Annotated in this window: 15 protein-coding genes and 1 pseudogene; 3 read left to right on the top strand and 13 right to left on the bottom strand. The window is 49.9% G+C overall.

What is annotated here, in order from left to right; genetic code table 11:
* Positions 1 to 51 precede the first annotated feature (51 nt).
* The 5 genes and pseudogenes from HH215_RS05530 to HH215_RS05510 form a co-directional block, all read right to left on the bottom strand.
* Entirely contained in the window at positions 52 to 1,368 is a 1,317-nt protein-coding gene (locus HH215_RS05530) for a GGDEF domain-containing protein (protein WP_169278992.1), read from the bottom strand.
* A gap of 31 nt (positions 1,369 to 1,399) precedes the next feature.
* Positions 1,400 to 3,274: an FtsX-like permease family protein gene (locus HH215_RS05525; protein WP_169278991.1), complete on the bottom strand. Its 1,875-nt coding sequence runs from the start codon at positions 3,272 to 3,274 to the stop codon at positions 1,400 to 1,402.
* Positions 3,249 to 4,018, bottom strand: a pseudogene (locus tag HH215_RS05520) (ABC transporter ATP-binding protein). The gene HH215_RS05525 and the pseudogene HH215_RS05520 overlap by 26 nt, the downstream one beginning before the upstream one ends.
* Before the next feature lie 106 nt (positions 4,019 to 4,124).
* Positions 4,125 to 5,111, bottom strand: coding sequence for a sensor histidine kinase (locus tag HH215_RS05515; RefSeq protein WP_169278990.1), 987 nt, complete (start codon positions 5,109 to 5,111; stop codon positions 4,125 to 4,127).
* Positions 5,112 to 5,114: 3 nt separating this feature from the next.
* The gene (locus HH215_RS05510) at positions 5,115 to 5,816 is read right to left on the bottom strand and encodes a response regulator transcription factor (RefSeq protein WP_169278989.1); all 702 of its coding nucleotides are present in this window, start codon (positions 5,814 to 5,816) and stop codon (positions 5,115 to 5,117) included.
* Between the two features lie 165 nt (positions 5,817 to 5,981).
* Between HH215_RS05510 and HH215_RS05505 the strand changes: the two genes are divergently transcribed.
* Positions 5,982 to 6,542, top strand: coding sequence for a hypothetical protein (locus HH215_RS05505; RefSeq protein ID WP_169278988.1), 561 nt, complete (start codon positions 5,982 to 5,984; stop codon positions 6,540 to 6,542).
* Between the two features lie 29 nt (positions 6,543 to 6,571).
* On the opposite strand, the gene HH215_RS05500 is transcribed toward HH215_RS05505, so the two are convergent.
* From HH215_RS05500 to HH215_RS05490, 3 genes are all read right to left on the bottom strand, one after another.
* Positions 6,572 to 6,883 (bottom strand): MTH1187 family thiamine-binding protein, encoded by a 312-nt coding sequence (locus HH215_RS05500; RefSeq protein WP_169278987.1) that lies wholly within the window; start codon positions 6,881 to 6,883, stop codon positions 6,572 to 6,574.
* 21 nt (positions 6,884 to 6,904) lie between these two features.
* The gene (locus HH215_RS05495; RefSeq protein WP_254450375.1) at positions 6,905 to 8,032 is read right to left on the bottom strand and encodes a nitric oxide synthase oxygenase; all 1,128 of its coding nucleotides are present in this window, start codon (positions 8,030 to 8,032) and stop codon (positions 6,905 to 6,907) included.
* A gap of 71 nt (positions 8,033 to 8,103) precedes the next feature.
* On the bottom strand, positions 8,104 to 8,379 hold the full coding sequence (locus tag HH215_RS05490) for a hypothetical protein (RefSeq protein WP_169278986.1): 276 nt from the start codon (positions 8,377 to 8,379) through the stop codon (positions 8,104 to 8,106).
* 193 nt (positions 8,380 to 8,572) lie between these two features.
* Between HH215_RS05490 and xerS the strand changes: the two genes are divergently transcribed.
* Positions 8,573 to 9,667, top strand: a complete 1,095-nt coding sequence (gene xerS, locus HH215_RS05485) for a tyrosine recombinase XerS (protein WP_169278985.1) — start codon at positions 8,573 to 8,575, stop codon at positions 9,665 to 9,667.
* Positions 9,668 to 9,874: 207 nt separating this feature from the next.
* Here the strand turns inward: xerS and HH215_RS05480 are convergent, their stop codons facing one another.
* Both HH215_RS05480 and HH215_RS05475 read right to left on the bottom strand, forming a co-directional pair.
* Positions 9,875 to 11,392, bottom strand: a complete 1,518-nt coding sequence (locus HH215_RS05480) for a serine hydrolase domain-containing protein (protein WP_169278984.1) — start codon at positions 11,390 to 11,392, stop codon at positions 9,875 to 9,877.
* Positions 11,393 to 11,462: 70 nt separating this feature from the next.
* Complete coding sequence (locus tag HH215_RS05475; RefSeq protein ID WP_169278983.1) at positions 11,463 to 13,052, bottom strand: MFS transporter; 1,590 nt, start codon at positions 13,050 to 13,052, stop codon at positions 11,463 to 11,465.
* Between the two features lie 96 nt (positions 13,053 to 13,148).
* On the opposite strand from HH215_RS05475, the gene HH215_RS05470 reads away from it, so the two are divergent.
* Positions 13,149 to 13,781 carry a CGNR zinc finger domain-containing protein gene (locus tag HH215_RS05470; RefSeq protein ID WP_169278982.1) on the top strand — a complete coding sequence of 211 codons (633 nt, stop codon included), beginning with the start codon at positions 13,149 to 13,151 and terminating at the stop codon, positions 13,779 to 13,781.
* A gap of 160 nt (positions 13,782 to 13,941) precedes the next feature.
* On the opposite strand, the gene HH215_RS05465 is transcribed toward HH215_RS05470, so the two are convergent.
* From HH215_RS05465 to HH215_RS05455, 3 genes are all read right to left on the bottom strand, one after another.
* Positions 13,942 to 14,331, bottom strand: coding sequence for a nuclear transport factor 2 family protein (locus tag HH215_RS05465; RefSeq protein WP_169278981.1), 390 nt, complete (start codon positions 14,329 to 14,331; stop codon positions 13,942 to 13,944).
* A 111-nt stretch (positions 14,332 to 14,442) separates the two neighbouring features.
* Positions 14,443 to 16,176 carry an ABC transporter ATP-binding protein gene (locus HH215_RS05460; protein WP_169284241.1) on the bottom strand — a complete coding sequence of 578 codons (1,734 nt, stop codon included), beginning with the start codon at positions 16,174 to 16,176 and terminating at the stop codon, positions 14,443 to 14,445.
* Positions 16,145 to 17,977, bottom strand: coding sequence for an ABC transporter ATP-binding protein (locus tag HH215_RS05455; RefSeq protein ID WP_169278980.1), 1,833 nt, complete (start codon positions 17,975 to 17,977; stop codon positions 16,145 to 16,147). The genes HH215_RS05460 and HH215_RS05455 overlap by 32 nt, the downstream gene beginning before the upstream one ends.
* Between the last annotated feature and the right edge of the window lie 12 nt (positions 17,978 to 17,989).

Genomic DNA, 17,989 nt, shown 5'->3' with positions numbered 1-17,989 from the left:
GACAGGTCTTTATGTTGTCTTTATATAGCCAAGGAAAAGCTCGGGGACGTTTTATAGAGACTTATCCATCAGGAAGGAGAAACGATAAATTTGCCGCGGTCGCCCCTTCGGAACTTTCTCTATTCCGGCGATCTCGACTAATCCGTTGTCGGTCCACAACAGTAACAGACGATGGGCGCTTCTTACGGTGATGTTCAGCATCGAAGCAAGATCATGCACCTTATACTCGTATTTACTGAACTTGGCCATGTGAGTGAGCAGCTTGCTTAAATAAGCGCTAGTCATTCCGGCATCCTCCGCCTTCTTGATCAGCTCCGCATCCGTCGGGGATAAGATCGATTGCACCGGGTCCGCCATCTCGAGCGGGCCGATTAACGTCGAATCTTCCCGTACGATAAAGCAGCTGTTCCCTCCCGCTTCCTTGGCTTTGCGTAGCGCGTTTCTAGCGTTCGTGCCCGCTTCGTTCGCGGAAGTACCGAACCCGATACCCAAGCTTAGAGATAATCCGTAAGATTTATTCGCATCCTTAGCTAGGGGAATCGTCTTGTAACCGCCGGTTTCCCTTTCGAAAATCCCCCTTGTCGTAAAGAACAGGTACTCGTCTCCGCCTAGCGACGTTAAATATCCGTCCAGAGACTCGACGTACCCTAGCACCATTCGGTGAATGTCCAGCTTCAGCTTCTGAATCTCATGTTCGCTCCCTCGCTGCATGACCAGCTTGCCGAAGTCGTCCACGTTAATCATCCCGACGACGATCTGCGATTCTTTCCCCCTGCGAGACTCCGTGGATAGCAACGCTCGTTCCAGCGTTACGATGATGTCTTGTTCGGACGGCACCAACCATTCGTTCGGCGCTTGCATGTCGTTTAACCGATCGGCGACATCCTCCGATCCGGTCAAGGCGATGGTGCAGTTCCCGGCATCCATCTGTTGCTTATGAAACGAGACGAGCTTCTCGGGAGAAGAATACGCAGGTCCATCATGGACAATGACCCGCGTATTTTCCAATCCTAAGTCCTTCAACGTTCTTATGACCATCGCTTTCGTGAGCGTATCCACGGATATTCCGCCTTCAAGCTTTCCCAATTGCATGGCACGGAATAACGCTTTGTATAACCCTGCGCCCGTAAGCGGAATGTAGTGTACGGGCATCGAATGCGGCAGCTTCTCTTTTACGCTTCGATGGGGCAAAGGCCCGGACAGAAGGATGACTTCAACCTCGGAGCTCAGTTGCTCGGCAACGAGCGGCGTCGACTTCTCATGCTCCACAATGCGGACAACGGGCAAGAACGTCGGAAATGATTTAAGGACCGAAAGCGTTTTGTCCACGACCGTCTGCGTTCCGATAATGCCTATCTTGATTTGCAACTACATTCCCCTCCATCGCCTTGCGTGATGTTCACCTTGAAAATGAAGATACTTGCTTAATATAGCGGGATCTGATCAAAAGGAAGTAAATCGCTTGAATGAGAACGAATGTTCCCAATACGAGAAACGATTCCTTGATCAGCGAATACTCGAACATCCGTTGCATGGAGGTCAGGGCAACCGCGCCGTGAACGAAAGCGACGCCGATCGGTACGAAGAATAAAATCAGCAGTTGTTTTGTCAGAATGGAGGATAATTCCCGATCGGTCAATCCTAACTTCGTAATCGCTTTGAATTTCGCCTTGTCATCCGGCATATCGGCGTATAACCGGAAGTACAGGAAGCTGCCGGAAGCAACGAAGAATACCGCGCCGATAAACAAACCGATGAAGAGGATGATTCCGAACACTTGGTTGATCTGGGCCAATTCATAGGCGGCGGATATAAACCGGTCGCTGCTTCCCGAGAACTTCTCCTCCAGCATCTTGCCGATATTTTTCGTTTTTTTCCACTCTGCGACGTCGAACGCATAGAACGTGTCCATGTTCTCGTGCTTCAGTCGTTCGAATCTCTCATCCGATAAGACGTAGTAATTTTCCGAAATCGGATAAGTGACGGAAGGTTGAATGCTGACGGGCACCAGTTCTTGCCCATTCTCGAGCACGACGGTCATCTTCGTAAGAAGTTCGTCTTTCGAAGGATTATCATAATACACCATGACCGTCTCGTCGCCCTTTAAGTCGACCGGTTTCTCGCCAGCCGCAGTCGCAATGGCGTTGAATTCGGCCGCTTTGACTGCATATACGCTGCCCTTCGCATTGGCTAACGACTGAGTAGACATCGAAGCTTGCAGCAGCTTGTAATCGTAACCCGCTTCATTCAGCGCTTTCTCAATCTCGCTTACAGCATTCTGCGCTTGATCTTTAGTCGATCCGGATGCCGTATATTCGAACGCGAACGGTTGTTCCGATGCGAAGGTGTTCGTGACCATCGTCTTGAAGCCGACCAGCGAACCGATAGCCGAGAATGCAACGGTAGATAGGATCGACACCATGAAGAACGTTCTAGCATTATCCTTCATGCGATAGGCCAGATCGGACACGAACAGCATATTCGTTTTGCGCCAGAAGAACGAGCGGTTGTTGCGGCTCTTGCCGATAACGTACACGCTAAGCTGCGTGAATAAGAAATAGGTTCCTACGATCACCATTAACGTGACGGGAATCATCACCATGAATACGACCATTCCCTTGGCGATTAAGGCCATCGCGTAACCGGCGCCAAGCAATACGATTGCGAACAAACTCAGGAGCCTCGATGCTTTCGGCTCTTTCTTCGGCATGTTGCTGCCTTTAATCAAGTCGATCAGCTTGTTGCCGCGAAGGATGATCACGGTAAACATCGAAATGACGACGAACAAGACGAGGAATGCGGCAAAGGTGAGCCCCAAGGCTTCCAAAGGCATATAGAACGGCAACGATTCGTCCAGACCAAGCAAGTTTTCGGCCGAGAGCAGCATGAGTTTGGCCATAACAAGCCCGAGCCCGATGCCCGTAACCGTAGCCGATAAACCGATTAAAACATTTTCAAGGAAAACCATTCCCCTCAGCTGCGTATCGGTCATTCCGAGCATAACCATCAAACCGAATTCTTTTTTTCTCGTCTTCAGAAATGCGCTCATCGAAAACAGCACGAAGAAAAACGAGAAAGCGTAGATCAATCCTTCGGCGAAATGCATAGCCGTCGAGACGTTGTTGTGGACGTTCCCGTTTTCCATATCCGGATGAAAAGCGAACACGGCATAGACGAAGAAAGCCATGACGGAGAAGGCGCTGCTTAGAAAATAGGCGGCGTACGTTCGCTTGTTGCGCAGGACGTTGTTAAACGCGAATTGTCGAAAGGTCATGCGCGTTGCCTCCCATCAGCGACAATACGTCGATAATCTTCTGGAAGAACGCTTGCCGGCTTTCCCCACGATTAACCTCATTAAATAACTGCCCGTCTTTGATGAAAATAACCCGATGACAATAGCTCGCCGCAACCGCATCATGCGTGACTAGCATCATCGCCGTTCCTTCATCGCGATTAATTGAGCTTAACGTCTCCATGACGTCCTTGGCGGCTTTGGAATCCAAGTTTCCGGTTGGCTCATCCGCAAACAAAAATTTCGGCGAATGAATCATTGCCCTGGCGATTGCGGTCCGCTGAGCTTGTCCCCCGATATTTCGTAAGTCCGTTTCTTCAGAATCGCTTCAATCCCCAGCTTCTTGGCGATCGCTGCGACTTTCTCCTCCATAACCTTGACCCGTTCGCCCTCTAACGTAAGGGGCAAGACGATATTTTCTTCCACCGTTAACGTGTTCAGCAGATTGAAATCCTGGAATACGAAGCCGAGTTCCTTGCGGCGAAAACGGGCAAGCTCGGCTTTCTTAAGCTTGTGGGGGTTACTGCCGTTAATGAGAACTTCGCCGGTCGTAGGCGTATCGATCGCGGCCACCAGGTTCAGCAGCGTCGTTTTCCCGCTTCCGGACGGACCCATGATGCCGACGAATTCACCTTGTTCAATCGATAAGCTAATATCGGTCAGGGCTCTGGAAGGAATCTTACCGCCGTAGATTTTGTTTAACTGATGTACTTTAAGCATCTCCATTTACGTTCTCTCCTCTAGCGTTAAGCAGCTCGTAGTCCGCTTCTAAACCGAGTGTAACGGATGGAATAAAACCGCTCTATCGATTTGCCTTTCATCTCCCTTACAGCTATGTAAGGTATGAATTGAAGGTAATGCGAACTAACGTTCCCTCTCCTACCTCCGACTCAAGCTCTATTCCGTGGCCAAGGCGGTTGGCGATCTCTTGCGCGAAATAGAGTCCCATTCCGGTAGATTCCCGATATTGGCGACCGTTATCCCCCGTATAGAAAGGTTGAAAAATGCGTTTGCGGTCGGATAGCGGAATGCCGATCCCGTAGTCGCGGACTTCCAGGTAGGCTTCAGAGCCCGTAACGGCCGAAGTAAAAAAAACTTTCTGATGGGATTCGGCCGAGTATTTGATCGCGTTCGTGACGAGCTGACCGATCATGAAACCGAGCCATTTCGCATCGCTCTCGACGGAAAGCCCGGGGTCCACTTTCAGATCGGGGTACACCTTGCTGACGATAAACAAACGTTTGTTCTCATGTATGACATTCTCGATCAGCGCACGCAGGTTGACAGGTTCGACCTTGAAGTCGCGTTCGAACGTTTCTAGCCTTGCCGCGTACAGAACCGTTTCGAACCCCTTCTCTAATCTGTCCGTTTCCTCTAAAATGCTTGCCGCCCGCGGATCGTTCCCTTCCTCCATCATTAACCGAATGACCGATAACGGAGTTTTCATCTGATGCACCCACTGATTCATGAACGCCAGATGATCGTTGCGGGATTTCTCCGCTTGCTTGAGCTGCTGTTGGTAATGTCCGTATTGCGCTTGAAGCAGCACGTCGACCGCTTCGGATAACGGCGCCGTACCGCCTCCGTGAATGGATTCGTCTAACGTTTCCATAGGAGAGGAAAGTTTAACGTAGAGCGATTTGTGCGTCGCGTATCGGTACATCAAATAACCGGAGAGCAATACGAGTCCAAGGAAGATCGAATAAAGACCCGTTAACAGATTGCGATAACCGTCCAACCAGTAAATCAGGAGAATGATGAACAATTGAATGATATGTAGAAAGACAAGCGGCAGATGCTCGCGCAAGAACAGCTTCATCGGTTACTTCCTATTCTCCCATACGGGCAAAAGTCTGTAGCCGGATCCCCTGACGGTATCCAATCCATCCTCGATGCCGAATTCCTGAAGCCTCTTCCGCAAGCGGGTAATGTTCACGTTTAACGTATTCTCGTCAACGAAAGCCTGATCGTCCCATAGTTTCTCCAACAAAACTTCCCGACTGACGACGCGCGGGGTTTCGGATAAGAGAATCTCGAGCAGGACGGATTCTTTCTTCGTTAACGTCGAGCGGTTACCGTTAAGCTCTAACTCCAATCGTTCCGGATAGAGCACCAGACCGGAGTGCTTGACCACCCGCTCCTCCGTATTCGTCGCGTATTCGCCGTAGGAGCGTCTTAATTGACTGCGGATCTTAGCCATTACGACTTCCAAGTGGAACGGCTTCGTGACGTAATCGTCTCCGCCGTATTCGAGCGCCATCACTTGATCCATTTCTCCCGATCGCGCGGATAGAAATAAGATCTGACACATGGAGACGGAGCGGATTTGCCTGCACCAATAGAACCCGTCGAATTTAGGCAAATTGACGTCCATCAAGACGAGATGCGGATCATAGGACTTGAAAAACTCAAGAACGTTGCCGAAATCTTCGACGACGCCCGTATCGTAACCGTACTTCTCCAAGTTCGTCTTCAGAATATCCGAGAGCTTCGGATCATCCTCGCAGATCATGATGCGATGCAATGCGGTCACCATCCTTTCCTATGTAGGAGCAAGTCCCGACGGAGGTCGGGGTTTCTTCTCGACTATCGTCTTGAGAAATAACTCAACTTTGGTGCGTTATCCGGCTAACGCGATTGCATTAACATGAGGTTATATCCATTGTTCGCCAAGAAGGAGTTGCCTTCAATGAAAGAAGAAGATATCTATATCGTGTTGACCGGTACGGGAACTCTGTTCAGTCAGACGATCAAATGGTTTACTAAAGCTCCTCTGAACCATGCCTCCCTTTCGTTCGACCAAGATTTAAAGGAAGTATATAGCTTCGGAAGAAAGAAGGTCAACAATCCGTTCTTGAGCGGCTTCATACAAGAGAATTTCCAAGCGCCTTTCTTACATCAAGCGCACTGTGCAGTATATCGTTGCAAGGTTGGATCCCATAACTACGAGAGGATGTATCAATTCGTAACCGAGATGAGGAAAAATCGGGAGCGGTATAAGTATCATCTGCTGGGATTGATAGGCGTTCTGATCAACAAAAGAATACCGCGCCAGGATGCGTATTTCTGTTCGCACTTCGTCGCTTCGGTCTTAGAGCAAAGCAGCTTTCGCCCGTTGAATAAACCGGCGCATTTCGTGACCCCGGAAGACTTCGCGAACACGTTATCATCGAATGAAATCTACCGAGGCACGGTTTCGGGATATTTTAATCAATTTCACAATGAAAGACAACGTGTCCTAACCGCGTAGTCGGCAAACTACATTGGCGATTACGCGGATCAACGGTCTTTGAGCTTTTGCTCCACCGATTGCAGCTTTTGCTCCATCGTCCCATGCTTGTCCCTGCGATCGTCGATCGTAATCGAAGTGGATACTCTCATAGCGCCATTCTCGAACGGAACTTCATGCATTCGTCTAACTACGCTTAATAAATCCTCCAAGTCTCCCTCGATAATCGTGCTCATCGGCGTTAATTGAAATTTGACCCTTTCGCTATTTTGCTCTAACACCTGGTGTACGGCAGCAACGTAATCGCTGACGCTTGGAGTACCTGTTCCTAAAGGAACGATCGTCACTTGCACGATGGCCATGATTAAATCTCCTTTATCGCTCTACTGTTGATTATGATACGGGCATTGCCGGGCTACAAAATCGGGTTTAACTTCTCTCTCCTTTAATTCGCCCCGATTCCAGATCGGAGTCGCTGCCGGAGACATCGGCGGAATTAGCCATGACCAACGCGCATTTACGCTACGGCCATTCTCTTCTTCGCGCTTCATGAACCTCATGAACTGCTCCGCGGCCGTATGGTGATCGACGATACTTACTCCGTTCGACTTATAGGAGTGAATGACGGCCGCGTTCAATTCAAGAAGCGCTCGGTCTTTCCACAAGGTAGTGTTCGTGCTCCGGTCCAATCCGAGCTTATCGGCGATAGCCGGCAGTTCATCGTAACGATCGGCGTCCGACAAGTTGCGCGCCCCGATCTCCGTTCCCATGTACCAACCGTTAAACGGCGCAGCCGTATAACGAAGACCGCCGATATCCAGCACTTGGTCCGATAGAATCGGAACGGCGTACCACTTTAAGTTCAATTCCACGAAATTGGCGATCTCGGGATGCACGATTTCAACTTCTTTAATATAAGCTTCCGGTATCGGGAACCAACGGGGCTCACGCTCATTGATCTGCACGACAAGCGGCAAAATATCGTATTTCGTTCCTTGTCCTCGCCAACCGAGCCGCAAAGCTTCATTCGTAAAAGCAATGGAAGCGGGATCTCCGACGATGCCGCTCGGAGTGTTGTAACCCGCGTATCGGATAAGCTGGTGGTTCCATATCCGAATGCTTTCGCCATGCGCTTGCTCGGGAGAGAATACCGTAAGAGTCGGCTTTATTCGGCCGTTGTTCGTGGCGTAAGCTATATGTCTTAACAAGGCATCCGCTACGGCTTCCTCCGTAGTCGCGCCTCTCTCGTCGATCACCTCTAAGGATTCCCAGAACAATCTGCCGATACAACGGCTGTTGTTGCGCCAAGCCAATCGTGCTCCATAGGTAATTTCTTCGATCGTATGGCGGTATGTTCCGGTTTCTCTGAGCGAACGCGCGACTTCTGTCAGTCTGATCTCGCAATCTTCCGAGCTGCGCCCCGTCTCTTCATGGAACAAACGAATAAATTGTTCTGCTTCGCGTTCTATCGTTGTAGTGTTGGTATTCATATCATTAATGGCATTAATCATGTCGTCGTCTCCAGTTGGTTTACATAACATAAGTTATGATCTATTGGTTAACATAATTTTTATTATGAACATTATCTGTTTTGGTTTTTCTTAAGTTTTCGTCGATCCCAGTAACTAAGAAGGATCCACAGGATCGTACCTGCGATGTAGATTGGAAAAACGATAACGATTAACGTCGCGAAGTCTCCGAGGTCATCCCATTCCCCCGTATTCCGCAACACCGCGTTAAGAAGCACTACGATCCCGATCGCATAGATCAAGAATGGCCACCATTTTCTTTTCCATGCGGCAATCAAGGGTAACAACAACATAATCATCCACGTCACGACGTATACAGGACCGTTCATCGTATCTCCGCCCTTTCGTCTTGCGGAATCGCAGGTCCCCTTCATTGTATCAAAATCGAGCATGCGTCGCATCGGATCATGGGTAATGATGAAATATCGTCAATAGTCCGATTATTATTGGGGGCCACTACTCTTGAATATTTCTATAACACCCTTTACAGTTAAAATATACCGAACGAGGTGAACCGAACCAATGAATCTGCAGAAGCGCAAAGACCGAGAAGAACTCGACCAACGAATTCCGAGGATGCCTTGGTACGTAGAGAAGTTCATGAATTATAAGCTTCCCGATCTCTCCCCCTCCTCCTTATTGGAGTATATCAGAGATTACGAAGCCTTTCTGTCGTGGTTAATGGCGGAAGGCTTAACTGCTGCCGATAAAATGTCCGAGATCCCGCTTATCGATCTGGAACGACTGCATATGGACAGCGTCGATAACTTCCGTATGTTCCTCGCGACGAAACGGGACAATGCCAACACGAAGACGACGATCTCTCGCAAGCTCTCCTCCCTGCGTTCGTTGTTCCATTATTTAAGCCAAATTGCCGAAGACGAGGAGTTTTATCCGCTCCTCAAGCGCAACGTCATGGCTAAAGTATCCGTTAAACGAACGCAGAAGCCTAAGGATACCGCCGCTAAGCTGGAAGGAAAATTGCTGCAAGAACAAGAAATCATCGAATTTATTAACTACATTAAACAAGATTACGCGCACGATGTGGCTACGAACAAACAAGCCATCTATTCCCATGAACTCAACCGGATCCGCGATTGCTGCATCGTCAGTCTCATTCTTAACTCGGGGCTTCGGGTGTCCGAGCTCGTCAATCTGAACTTGGATGACGTCGATTTCAAGAAACGGCTAGTTTACGTCTATCGCAAAGGGAAGAACGACGATACGTTCAAGACGCCCGTCTACTTTCGACAAGATGCCATCAGCGATTTAGAGGAATATCTAAATCAACGGGAGTCGCGTTATAAAGCCCCGAAGAGAGAAAAAGCGCTGTTCTTAGCGATCGCTAACGGGAAAAAAGAAGGTTCTCGCATGACCAAACGCGCTATTCAGGAGATGGTCATGAAATACGCGAGACGGTTCGGCAAGCCCTACCTTTCGGTACATAAGCTACGGCATTCTTTCGCCACCGACTACTATTTAAGCAATGATCTCTACAAGACGCAGGAGCAGCTAGGCCATGCTTCTCCGGAAACAACCCAGATCTACGCGCATCTCACCGACAAAACGATGGCCGAAGCGATCGATCGCCGCAAAGCGGAGGATGGTCAGCGCTGAGTTTGATTTTTTAGAGAACCCACTTCCGATTTATAGAAGTGGGTTCTTTGGGTGTGGGTTTTCTTTGATAGATTGACGTATTAATACGATTATGCATAAACGCAACTGTGCGATAAAGCACACCTTTATTACTCAATTACCGCACCATAGTTTACATAATTAAAATTATGATCATATGTTGTCTTCATGCTAGAACTATTGAATGACTCAGATCGCCCGAACCAACCGGATCATTTCCAAGCTTCCCTTCAGCGCCATAAGTACAATCATTATCTTCAGCCAAGAGATCACGTCCGGCTGATAGATGGTTGCAATATGCCATACCGGCACGACTTGAGTCATGCTCAATGTCAGAATAATAAACAGACCTGCAAAATTCAGAACAATTTTTGATATCACTTGGATCGATAATTTATAATAGCCGGAATTGTCAGAGCTCAACGGTCCAAGGCAGCGCTTCGCAGTTCGTGCGGTCGTGTACAGTAACCATGCGCTAAGTAAGAATATTAAACCGTTTACAAGCCAATATTTCTGCGAAATGCTTAGAAAAGATCCTCCCGTCGGTTGATCATTCAGCATGTTTATCACCCCGGAAGCGATGTGCGTAGACGTGATGATGTGCGATTTGAATAAAGTGGAATCGATCGCGTCTAGCACGTTAGCGAACACGATAACTCCCAATTGTTGTTCGGGTACGATATACGTTTGGGCTTGGAAACCGATCGAGCCCCCCGGTTGACCGATAACCGGCATCCCGTTAATGCGACCTGTCATCCAACCCATGGCGTACGTTCCCGGAACAGGCTCGGTCTGCATAAGTCGAATACCCTCAGAAGAAAGCACGGTATGATCTTCATATCGGCCGCCGTTCATTTGAGCAATCAAGAAATGGCTCATGTCCTCCGCGCTTGTATAGAGATAACCGGCCGGCGCATCCCCCGGAATATAAACATAGGGGCCGTCGTAGGGAACATTGTAACCGAATATTCGTCTGTATGGCGTAGCCAGTCCATGTTCGGATGCTTCATCCAGCGTGACGAAGCTGTTATTCATAGACAAAGGACTGAATATATGCTCCTTCACATAGTCGCCATAGGACTGTCCGGATACTTGTTGCACGATATAGCCGAGCAGAACATAATTCGCGTTCGAATACCTGTAGGGGTGTTCGGTTTGCTTGGCGTGTTTTAAAAACTTTTCAGCGTAAGACAAAGCGTTATTCTCAATAGCATCTTCTTTTTGACCGTTGACGCTTGACAGCGTGTTGCTAAAAGTCGAGATTTGGGTGAATCCGCTTGTTTGGTTAAGTAATTGACGTACCGTAATGAACGCTGCACCGTTATATTTAGTGGGGATGTAGCGTTGTATGGGCGCATCCAAGTCGATTTTTCCTGCTTCGGCAAGTTGCAGAACGGCCATAGCGGTAATCGACTTGCCTATCGAACCTAATCCGAAAGGGGTTTCGACTGTTACGGGACGGCCCGATGAATCGGCTTTACCATATCCCTTAAGGTAAAGAATGCGATCCTTCTGTACAATCGCGAGAGCCAGCCCCGGAATGCGTTGTCGTTTCATTTCACGAGCGATATATGCATCTAACTCGGAGTAGACTGGAGTTCCTGGTCGCTCTACTTGCATGTTTCCATCGCTTCGCGTCGAGGCGAATAGAGGGAAAACGAACAGACCGCATAAGATTATAGCAATTATTCTCTTTCTCGTTTTCATTCCATCCGATCCCTTCTTACCTTACTGTAAATTACCCGAATTTTACCGAATTGCATAAAAGCTCTGAAGGCTAATGCCGCAAATCTTTCTTGCGAATCAGAACCAGACAAAGCACGGCGCCGATTGCCAGAATCAAAGAGGCGATCTTGATAATATCGATCGTTCCGTCCACGAAGGATTCGCGAGCAATGTCGCGGTATGTGTCAAACAGCGGGTCTTTCTGGAAGATAGCGGCAAACTCCATGCCCGCCAGACCGTTGCTGCCTGCAATCGGGCCTGCCGACTCGATCGCTTGAATCGCTTGCTCCTTCGCCGATTCATCAAGCTGGCCGTTCTGCAAAGATTGGATTCGGTCCGTAACAAGAGAAGTGAATCGACTGGACAGTATGGCCCCATAGAGGGCAATGCCGAATGCGCCGCCCATCTGCCGAGCCACATTGCTCATGCCGGATGCCATACCCGCACGTTGCGCCGGTACCGTTCCGATTGCCAAGTTAGAGATAGGCGGATTAATCAATCCGCTCCCGATTCCGGCAATAATAAATCCGGGCAATAGAACAATCCAATGGGCGGGATCGTTATGATGCGATAGGAATGACATCGAATAAACCCCGATCGCCAGCAATGCCATAGAGACAACGACGAGCCGTTTCGGGCTTGTTTTGCCCATCAATGCGCCGGACAACGGACCGAATAGCAGAGCCATTGCGGTAAACGCGATGAGCTTAACGCCTGTCTCCAGCGCATCCAAGCCAAGAAAGCTTTGCAGGTAAATGCTGAGATTGAACAACAACGCATACATACCGGCGCTCAGACAAAAGGCGGCAATCGCGGAACCCGTAAAGCTGGGAATTTTGAATAAGCGAGGATCGACCATCGGGTGCTTTAATCGCAGTTCGCCTAGGATGAATACGACGAGAGCAAGAATGGAAACTCCGAGCAGCCGCCACACCTCCGGAGAGGTCCAGTCGTTGCCTTTATGATTGACCTGTATCAATCCGTAGATGAGACAAAACATGAAGACGGTGAAGGCAATGAACCCGAACAGATCGATTCGGCGAGCTGCAGTCTCGTCCTTGGACTGCTTGACGGCCCATAACGAGAGTAGAATCGCCACGATACCGACGGGAATGTTCACATAGAAGATGGATTCCCACCCGATATGCTTAACCAGAATACCGCCAATTACCGGGCCGATCCCCGTAGCCAATCCGCTTACGCCGCCCCATATTCCGATTGCGATTCCGCGCTGCTTCCCGCTGAACGTCGCCGAGATTATCGCCAGCGATAACGGCGTCATTGCGGAAGCTCCTAGACCTTGAATGCCTCTCGACAAATTCAGCATCGTAATATCGTCTGATAATCCGCATAACAGCGATCCGATTGTGAATACGGCTATACCCAACATAAATAGCGTCTTCCGTCCGAATATATCGCCCATCCGGCTCGTTGTAACCAGCGCCACGGCAAATACTAAGGTATAAGCGTTAAGTATCCATTCCAACCCGGAGAAATCCGTTTGAAGATCGCTTTGTATAGCTGGCAAAGCGACATTCACGATCGTAACGTCCAGCAAAGCCATGAATAATCCGAGACATACGGCGACGAGCGCCCACCATTTTTTCTCCGCGTCCTTATCCGCCTTACCAGTCGTCGGCATAACCATTCCTCCTCATCCCCGCTTTAAATCAAATGTGTGACATGCTAAAATGAAATTGCATGTATCGATTATAAAAAAATGGTGGTGACATGTCAAATGCATTTTACCTATTACGAGTCGTTATCCGTAAATCTCGCGGTCGACCTCATTAATACGCTTTGTCCCGTCACGGATACGGATAATTTGTCGACGCCTGAACAATTAACGCAATTTCTCGTCGAGAGCGAGAAGCATGTGCTGGATTTGGTATCGGAAAAGAATAGAGGCTTGGATGGGGATGCCGTCATCGCTGTCCTTCGAAATACCGTTCAATCGTGGCACGTTCGTTCAGAGGATGTTGAGAACGTGCGAGCTCTCAGAAAATCCTTGCGCACGGCGTTCGAGCTGGCCAAAGAACAGAAAGCACAGGATATTGCGGTGCTCTTGAACGAGCGGTTGCGTTTGAGCGGGGCGACGCCAAGAATTAGCTGGCACCATGGGCCCTACCATCTGCATTTCGAATCGGCGGAGGATGGGTGCGCTCATTGGTTGGCTACGACGACCGCAATGGGGCTCGCTTTTGTATTGATTGAATTCGGAACGGAGAGATTCGGAATTTGCGCCTCTGCTTCTTGCCAGAAAGCCTATATCGATACATCCAAAAATAAATCCAAGCGTTACTGTTCCGAGGCATGCGCTCACCGTGAGAGCGTGGCGGCTTTCCGTAAACGCCAACGTTCCAAGAACTAGACATGACCCGCTTACCTCTATAAGGCCGACTCAGTGTTACTTGCAACTGCTTTCCCCGACTTCTTGATTGCAAACTGTTGAACGGAAAAGCCAAAGAGGGCAGCAACTACAACCTGTTGCTGCCCTCCGACCCGCATCCGGCGGCGGGCCTCCTTGTCAGTTAACCGTAATCTTCGATTAGCGATATTTTTCCTTCTTCAATTCGAAATACGGATTTCCCTTTCAGTTGCATCCTATCCCCCGCTATTAATCCATTCGGCAAATCAACGGCCAGTATACCTTCATAATCAATTATCGCTTCAATTTTGCCGTCTATGGCACGCCAATCTATGATTGTCTGACGACGGCTTGAGAAAATCTTAGTCGAATTTTCCGCGAGCTTTCTAAACTCTTGGACACCATGGGTCTCCACGTTCACTACACCATTCGAAAAATTTCTGAACAAGATATCCTTATGTAAGAGATTAATCATCCCCGGGACATCTAACGAATTATAGGCCTCGACATAGGTATCAATGATTTCTTTGGTCTCTGAACAAATGAAAGTCATAATCGCTCCTTAATGAAAAAGAATATATAGAAAGATGAGATATAAAGATGCTCGATCTCTAATTTCGACCAGAAATCATTTCTTTCCTGCCGCTGCGGCCATAGTTTTCACTCAGTCATCCGCCGTTCCCCCTGCATCCTGCTGCCGTCTCCACAGCCGGGCATACAGGCTATTATACGTAAGCAATTCGTCATGACGGCCCTGCTCCACGATCCGCCCCTGATCCAGCACGACAATCCGGTCGGCATTCTGCACGGTCTTGAGCCGGTGAGCGACAACGATGACGGTTCGGCCTCGAACAAGCCGATCTATCGCTTTCTGAATCTCCGCTTCGTTTTCGGGATCGAGAGAAGCCGTTGCTTCATCGAGTAGAATGATCGGCGCGTTTTTCAGTATCGCCCTGGCAATGGAAATTCGCTGTTTTTCGCCGCCCGAAAGCGTGCTTCCGCCTTCTCCTACCCTCGTGTCGTAACCGTTTGGCAACTTTAGGATAAAATCGTGACAACATGCAAGGCGCGCCGCCTCCTCGATTTCCTCGCGCGTAGCGTCGCTTCGTCCGAACCGGATATTGCCTTCGATCGTATCCTGAAAGAGATACACATCCTGAAACACCATGGATACTTTGCGCAGCAACGCTTCCGGGTCCATGGCTTGAATATCCTCTCCGCCCATCGTCACTGTCCCCTTTTCCGGGTCGTAAAACCGGGCAATAAGCCGAAGAATCGTACTTTTACCGCTACCCGAAGGTCCGACCAATGCGGTGAAGGAGCCTGCAGGCATGCTTACGCTCACGTTTCTCAAGACCGGTTGATCCCGATAGCCAAACGTAACCTGTTTCAATTCGACATCATGATCCGCTGGGGGCTGCCGCTCTCCTTGCATGATCGGCTCCCGCAAAAGCCGCACGATGCGTTCGCCCGCTTGCTCGAGATAGCGAATCTCCGCATATCCGGCGAGCGCTGTCGTCAGCGGATCGAATATTCGGGTTCCGATGATCAGGAATGCCACGAAGGTGACGACATCCAGACTTCCGACGAGCAGCAGATGAACGCCGGCCATGACCATCAAGGTCAACCCGGCACGAATACAGGTAACCGCCCCTATTACGATCGGACCCAACATTCCTTCGAGGCGGATGCTCTGCCGCATCAATTCCCTGAAAGACCTTTCAAGTCGGGCAAACCGTACACCGGTCAAGTTATAAGCTTTGATCACCCGGATTCCGTTCAAATATTCTTGCAGCCTATTGGATGCTTCTATCTTGGCTCGCATATGCCGCTTACCGAGTTTGCGCTGAATCCCCGAAGTCAAGAGCACAAGCAGGATGGCTACCGGAAGCGCCGCGAACAGGCAAAGCGCCAGGCGCCAGTCGAGGAAAAACAGGCCGATCAAGGCCAGAACCGGCATGACGGCGGCTCCGATCATCTGCGGAACCAAGTGGGAGATGCCATGTTCCAGCATCGCGAAGTCGCCCACCAGCATATTGGATAGCTCGCCCGGATCTCGCTTGTTCAGGTACCCGAGCGACAACTTGCGCAAATGCTCTGCAAGCAGCGATCGTCCGTCCGCCGCCGCGCTATACGCATCGCGGTATTGGGCACGATAGGCGGGAATTTCGCAAACGAACAAGAGAATAAGCGAAACCGCCAGACCGCCGCACACCCACCAAAGCCGTGCCGTATCGAGCGGCAGATCGGGATGGACAAACGGGTTAAAGATCAATTTTGCAGCTCCTACGAGCAGCATAAATGGGATTACGCCAGCCAGATTGGCAGTGGTCGTGTAAAAAACAGGTTTGATCAACGAGCGCGGATTATCCGCCGTAATGTTGTTTAGCACGCTCATGTTCATCTTCCACCTCCTCTTTACCCATATGCCATTGTGCCGCTTGGCTATAGGAACGCCACATACGTCCGTACAAGCCGTTAGCCGAGATGAGGGTTTCATGCCTTCCCCGCTCGACGATTCTCCCGCTTTCCATCACGAGAATTTGCTCCGCATCCCGAATGGTGGACAGGCGGTGAGCGATAACGATGACCGTCTTGTTTTTCATCAACGCTTTCAACGCCAGTTGCATCTCATGCTCGTTCTCGGGATCGGCAAATGCCGTAGCTTCATCGAGCATAAGGACGGGAGCGTTTTTCAGGATCGCTCTGGCCACGGAGATTCGCTGTTCTTCTCCGCCGGACAAATACACGCCTCCTTCTCCAATCAAGGTGTCATATCCGAGCGGGAGGTTCCCGATGAACGCTTGGCACTGCGCCGCCTTCGCCGCGGCGTACACATCTTCCGTCGACGCGTCCGGCCTTCCGATCGCGATATTGTTGTACACGGTGTCGTAAAACAAAAACGATTCCTGAAACACGAACGCGACGGTGTTCATCAGATCAGAAGTCGCGATTTCGCGGATATCCACATCGCCGATGCGAATCTCCCCCGAGTTCACGTTCCAAAAACGAGGCACTAGGTTGGCCACGGTCGACTTTCCCGCTCCGGACGGGCCGACGAGCGCCGTCACTTCCCCTTGGCGGGCGGTGAAGGAAATGTCCGTAAGGGCATCGTTATTCCCCAAGTCCTTTCCATACGAAAAATAGACATGATCGAATGAAACATCGAATGAAGTCGGTTGCCGCGAACGTTCAGGTTCCGGAACTTGCCCTTCCGACAATATGCGGTCGACGCGCTGAACGCCTTCATGAATATCCCTGAGCGTTTCGGCAAGGAACATGATTTTGAACATCGGGGTAGATATACTCGGAGCCATGACCAAGAAAAACAGCAGAACGGAGGCGAAGGCGACGCCCCCCGGATCGCGGCTCAACAGAAACACCCCGACAGGCAAAATAAACGCGGCAATCGAGCCGAGCATCACTTTGAAAATCAAAGTTCCCGTTTGAAACTGATTCGTTAATTTCACGCCATAGTCACGATAGCGAATCATGTCCTGATAAAACTGTCGAAACGAGTGCACGGTTTGCCCGAACACTTTGACAGCCGGCATCCCCCGCACATATTGGACGGCGGAAGCATTCATCCGTTCCAACGAATCATGGCATTGTTTGAGATTTTCTCTCGTCGTTGACCCGCTGATCAGCGCGATCTGAACCGTGAAACCGACGATAATCGGCAAGATGCACGCCAGCGCCAGCCAAACATTCAGCGTAAACATTACGACGAACATCAACATCATGGTCACGGCAGCATGAACGAGATCCGGCAAATGATGGGCAATGAACGTTTCCGTTTTCTCCACGTTTTGTTCCAGCGTTTTCTTGATGGCACCCGTCGATTTGCCGTTTAGCCAGCCAAGCGGAAGTTTGCCGATATGGTCGGCAAGCTTGACTCTGAGACCGTAAAGAATACGAAAAGCGGCGATGTGCGCAATCATTCCTCCCGCGTACGTCGTGATCAAGCCGGTTGCAAAGCCGATTAGAGCGATAATGCCCCAACGGATCATTTTCTCTCCGTCCGCCGAAGCCGGGAACGCCGCGTGTTCCAACAACTCTTTCAGAATGAAAAAGACGGAAGCGTAAGGCACCAGCATGCAAACGGCGCTAAGCGAACATAACAAACCGGAGACGATCATCAGTCCGCGCTTCTCTCCGGCGATTTCCAGCAATCGGGTCATCCCCGTTTTATTTGACATTATTCTCTTTCC

This window comes from Cohnella herbarum (genome assembly GCF_012849095.1).
Taxonomy (GTDB): Bacteria; Bacillota; Bacilli; order Paenibacillales; family Paenibacillaceae; genus Cohnella; species Cohnella herbarum.
The sequence above is the reverse complement of the archived record's forward strand: the minus strand, read 5'-3'. Positions and strand labels throughout refer to the sequence as shown.

Bases quoted from the DNA above. Each gene is read 5' to 3' on its own strand.
- HH215_RS05525 (WP_169278991.1), bottom strand. From the start codon at position 3,274: ATGACCTTTCGACAATTCGCGTTTAACAACGTCCTGCGCAACAAGCGA.
- HH215_RS05515 (WP_169278990.1), bottom strand. From the start codon at position 5,111: ATGAAGCTGTTCTTGCGCGAGCATCTGCCGCTTGTCTTTCTACATATC.
- HH215_RS05505 (WP_169278988.1), top strand. From the start codon at position 5,982: ATGAAAGAAGAAGATATCTATATCGTGTTGACCGGTACGGGAACTCTG.
- HH215_RS05500 (WP_169278987.1), bottom strand. From the start codon at position 6,883: ATGGCCATCGTGCAAGTGACGATCGTTCCTTTAGGAACAGGTACTCCA.
- HH215_RS05495 (WP_254450375.1), bottom strand. From the start codon at position 8,032: ATGATTAATGCCATTAATGATATGAATACCAACACTACAACGATAGAA.
- HH215_RS05490 (WP_169278986.1), bottom strand. From the start codon at position 8,379: ATGAACGGTCCTGTATACGTCGTGACGTGGATGATTATGTTGTTGTTA.
- xerS (WP_169278985.1), top strand. From the start codon at position 8,573: ATGAATCTGCAGAAGCGCAAAGACCGAGAAGAACTCGACCAACGAATT.
- HH215_RS05480 (WP_169278984.1), bottom strand. From the start codon at position 11,392: ATGAAAACGAGAAAGAGAATAATTGCTATAATCTTATGCGGTCTGTTC.
- HH215_RS05475 (WP_169278983.1), bottom strand. From the start codon at position 13,052: ATGCCGACGACTGGTAAGGCGGATAAGGACGCGGAGAAAAAATGGTGG.
- HH215_RS05470 (WP_169278982.1), top strand. From the start codon at position 13,149: ATGCATTTTACCTATTACGAGTCGTTATCCGTAAATCTCGCGGTCGAC.
- HH215_RS05465 (WP_169278981.1), bottom strand. From the start codon at position 14,331: ATGACTTTCATTTGTTCAGAGACCAAAGAAATCATTGATACCTATGTC.
- HH215_RS05460 (WP_169284241.1), bottom strand. From the start codon at position 16,176: ATGAGCGTGCTAAACAACATTACGGCGGATAATCCGCGCTCGTTGATC.
- HH215_RS05455 (WP_169278980.1), bottom strand. From the start codon at position 17,977: ATGTCAAATAAAACGGGGATGACCCGATTGCTGGAAATCGCCGGAGAG.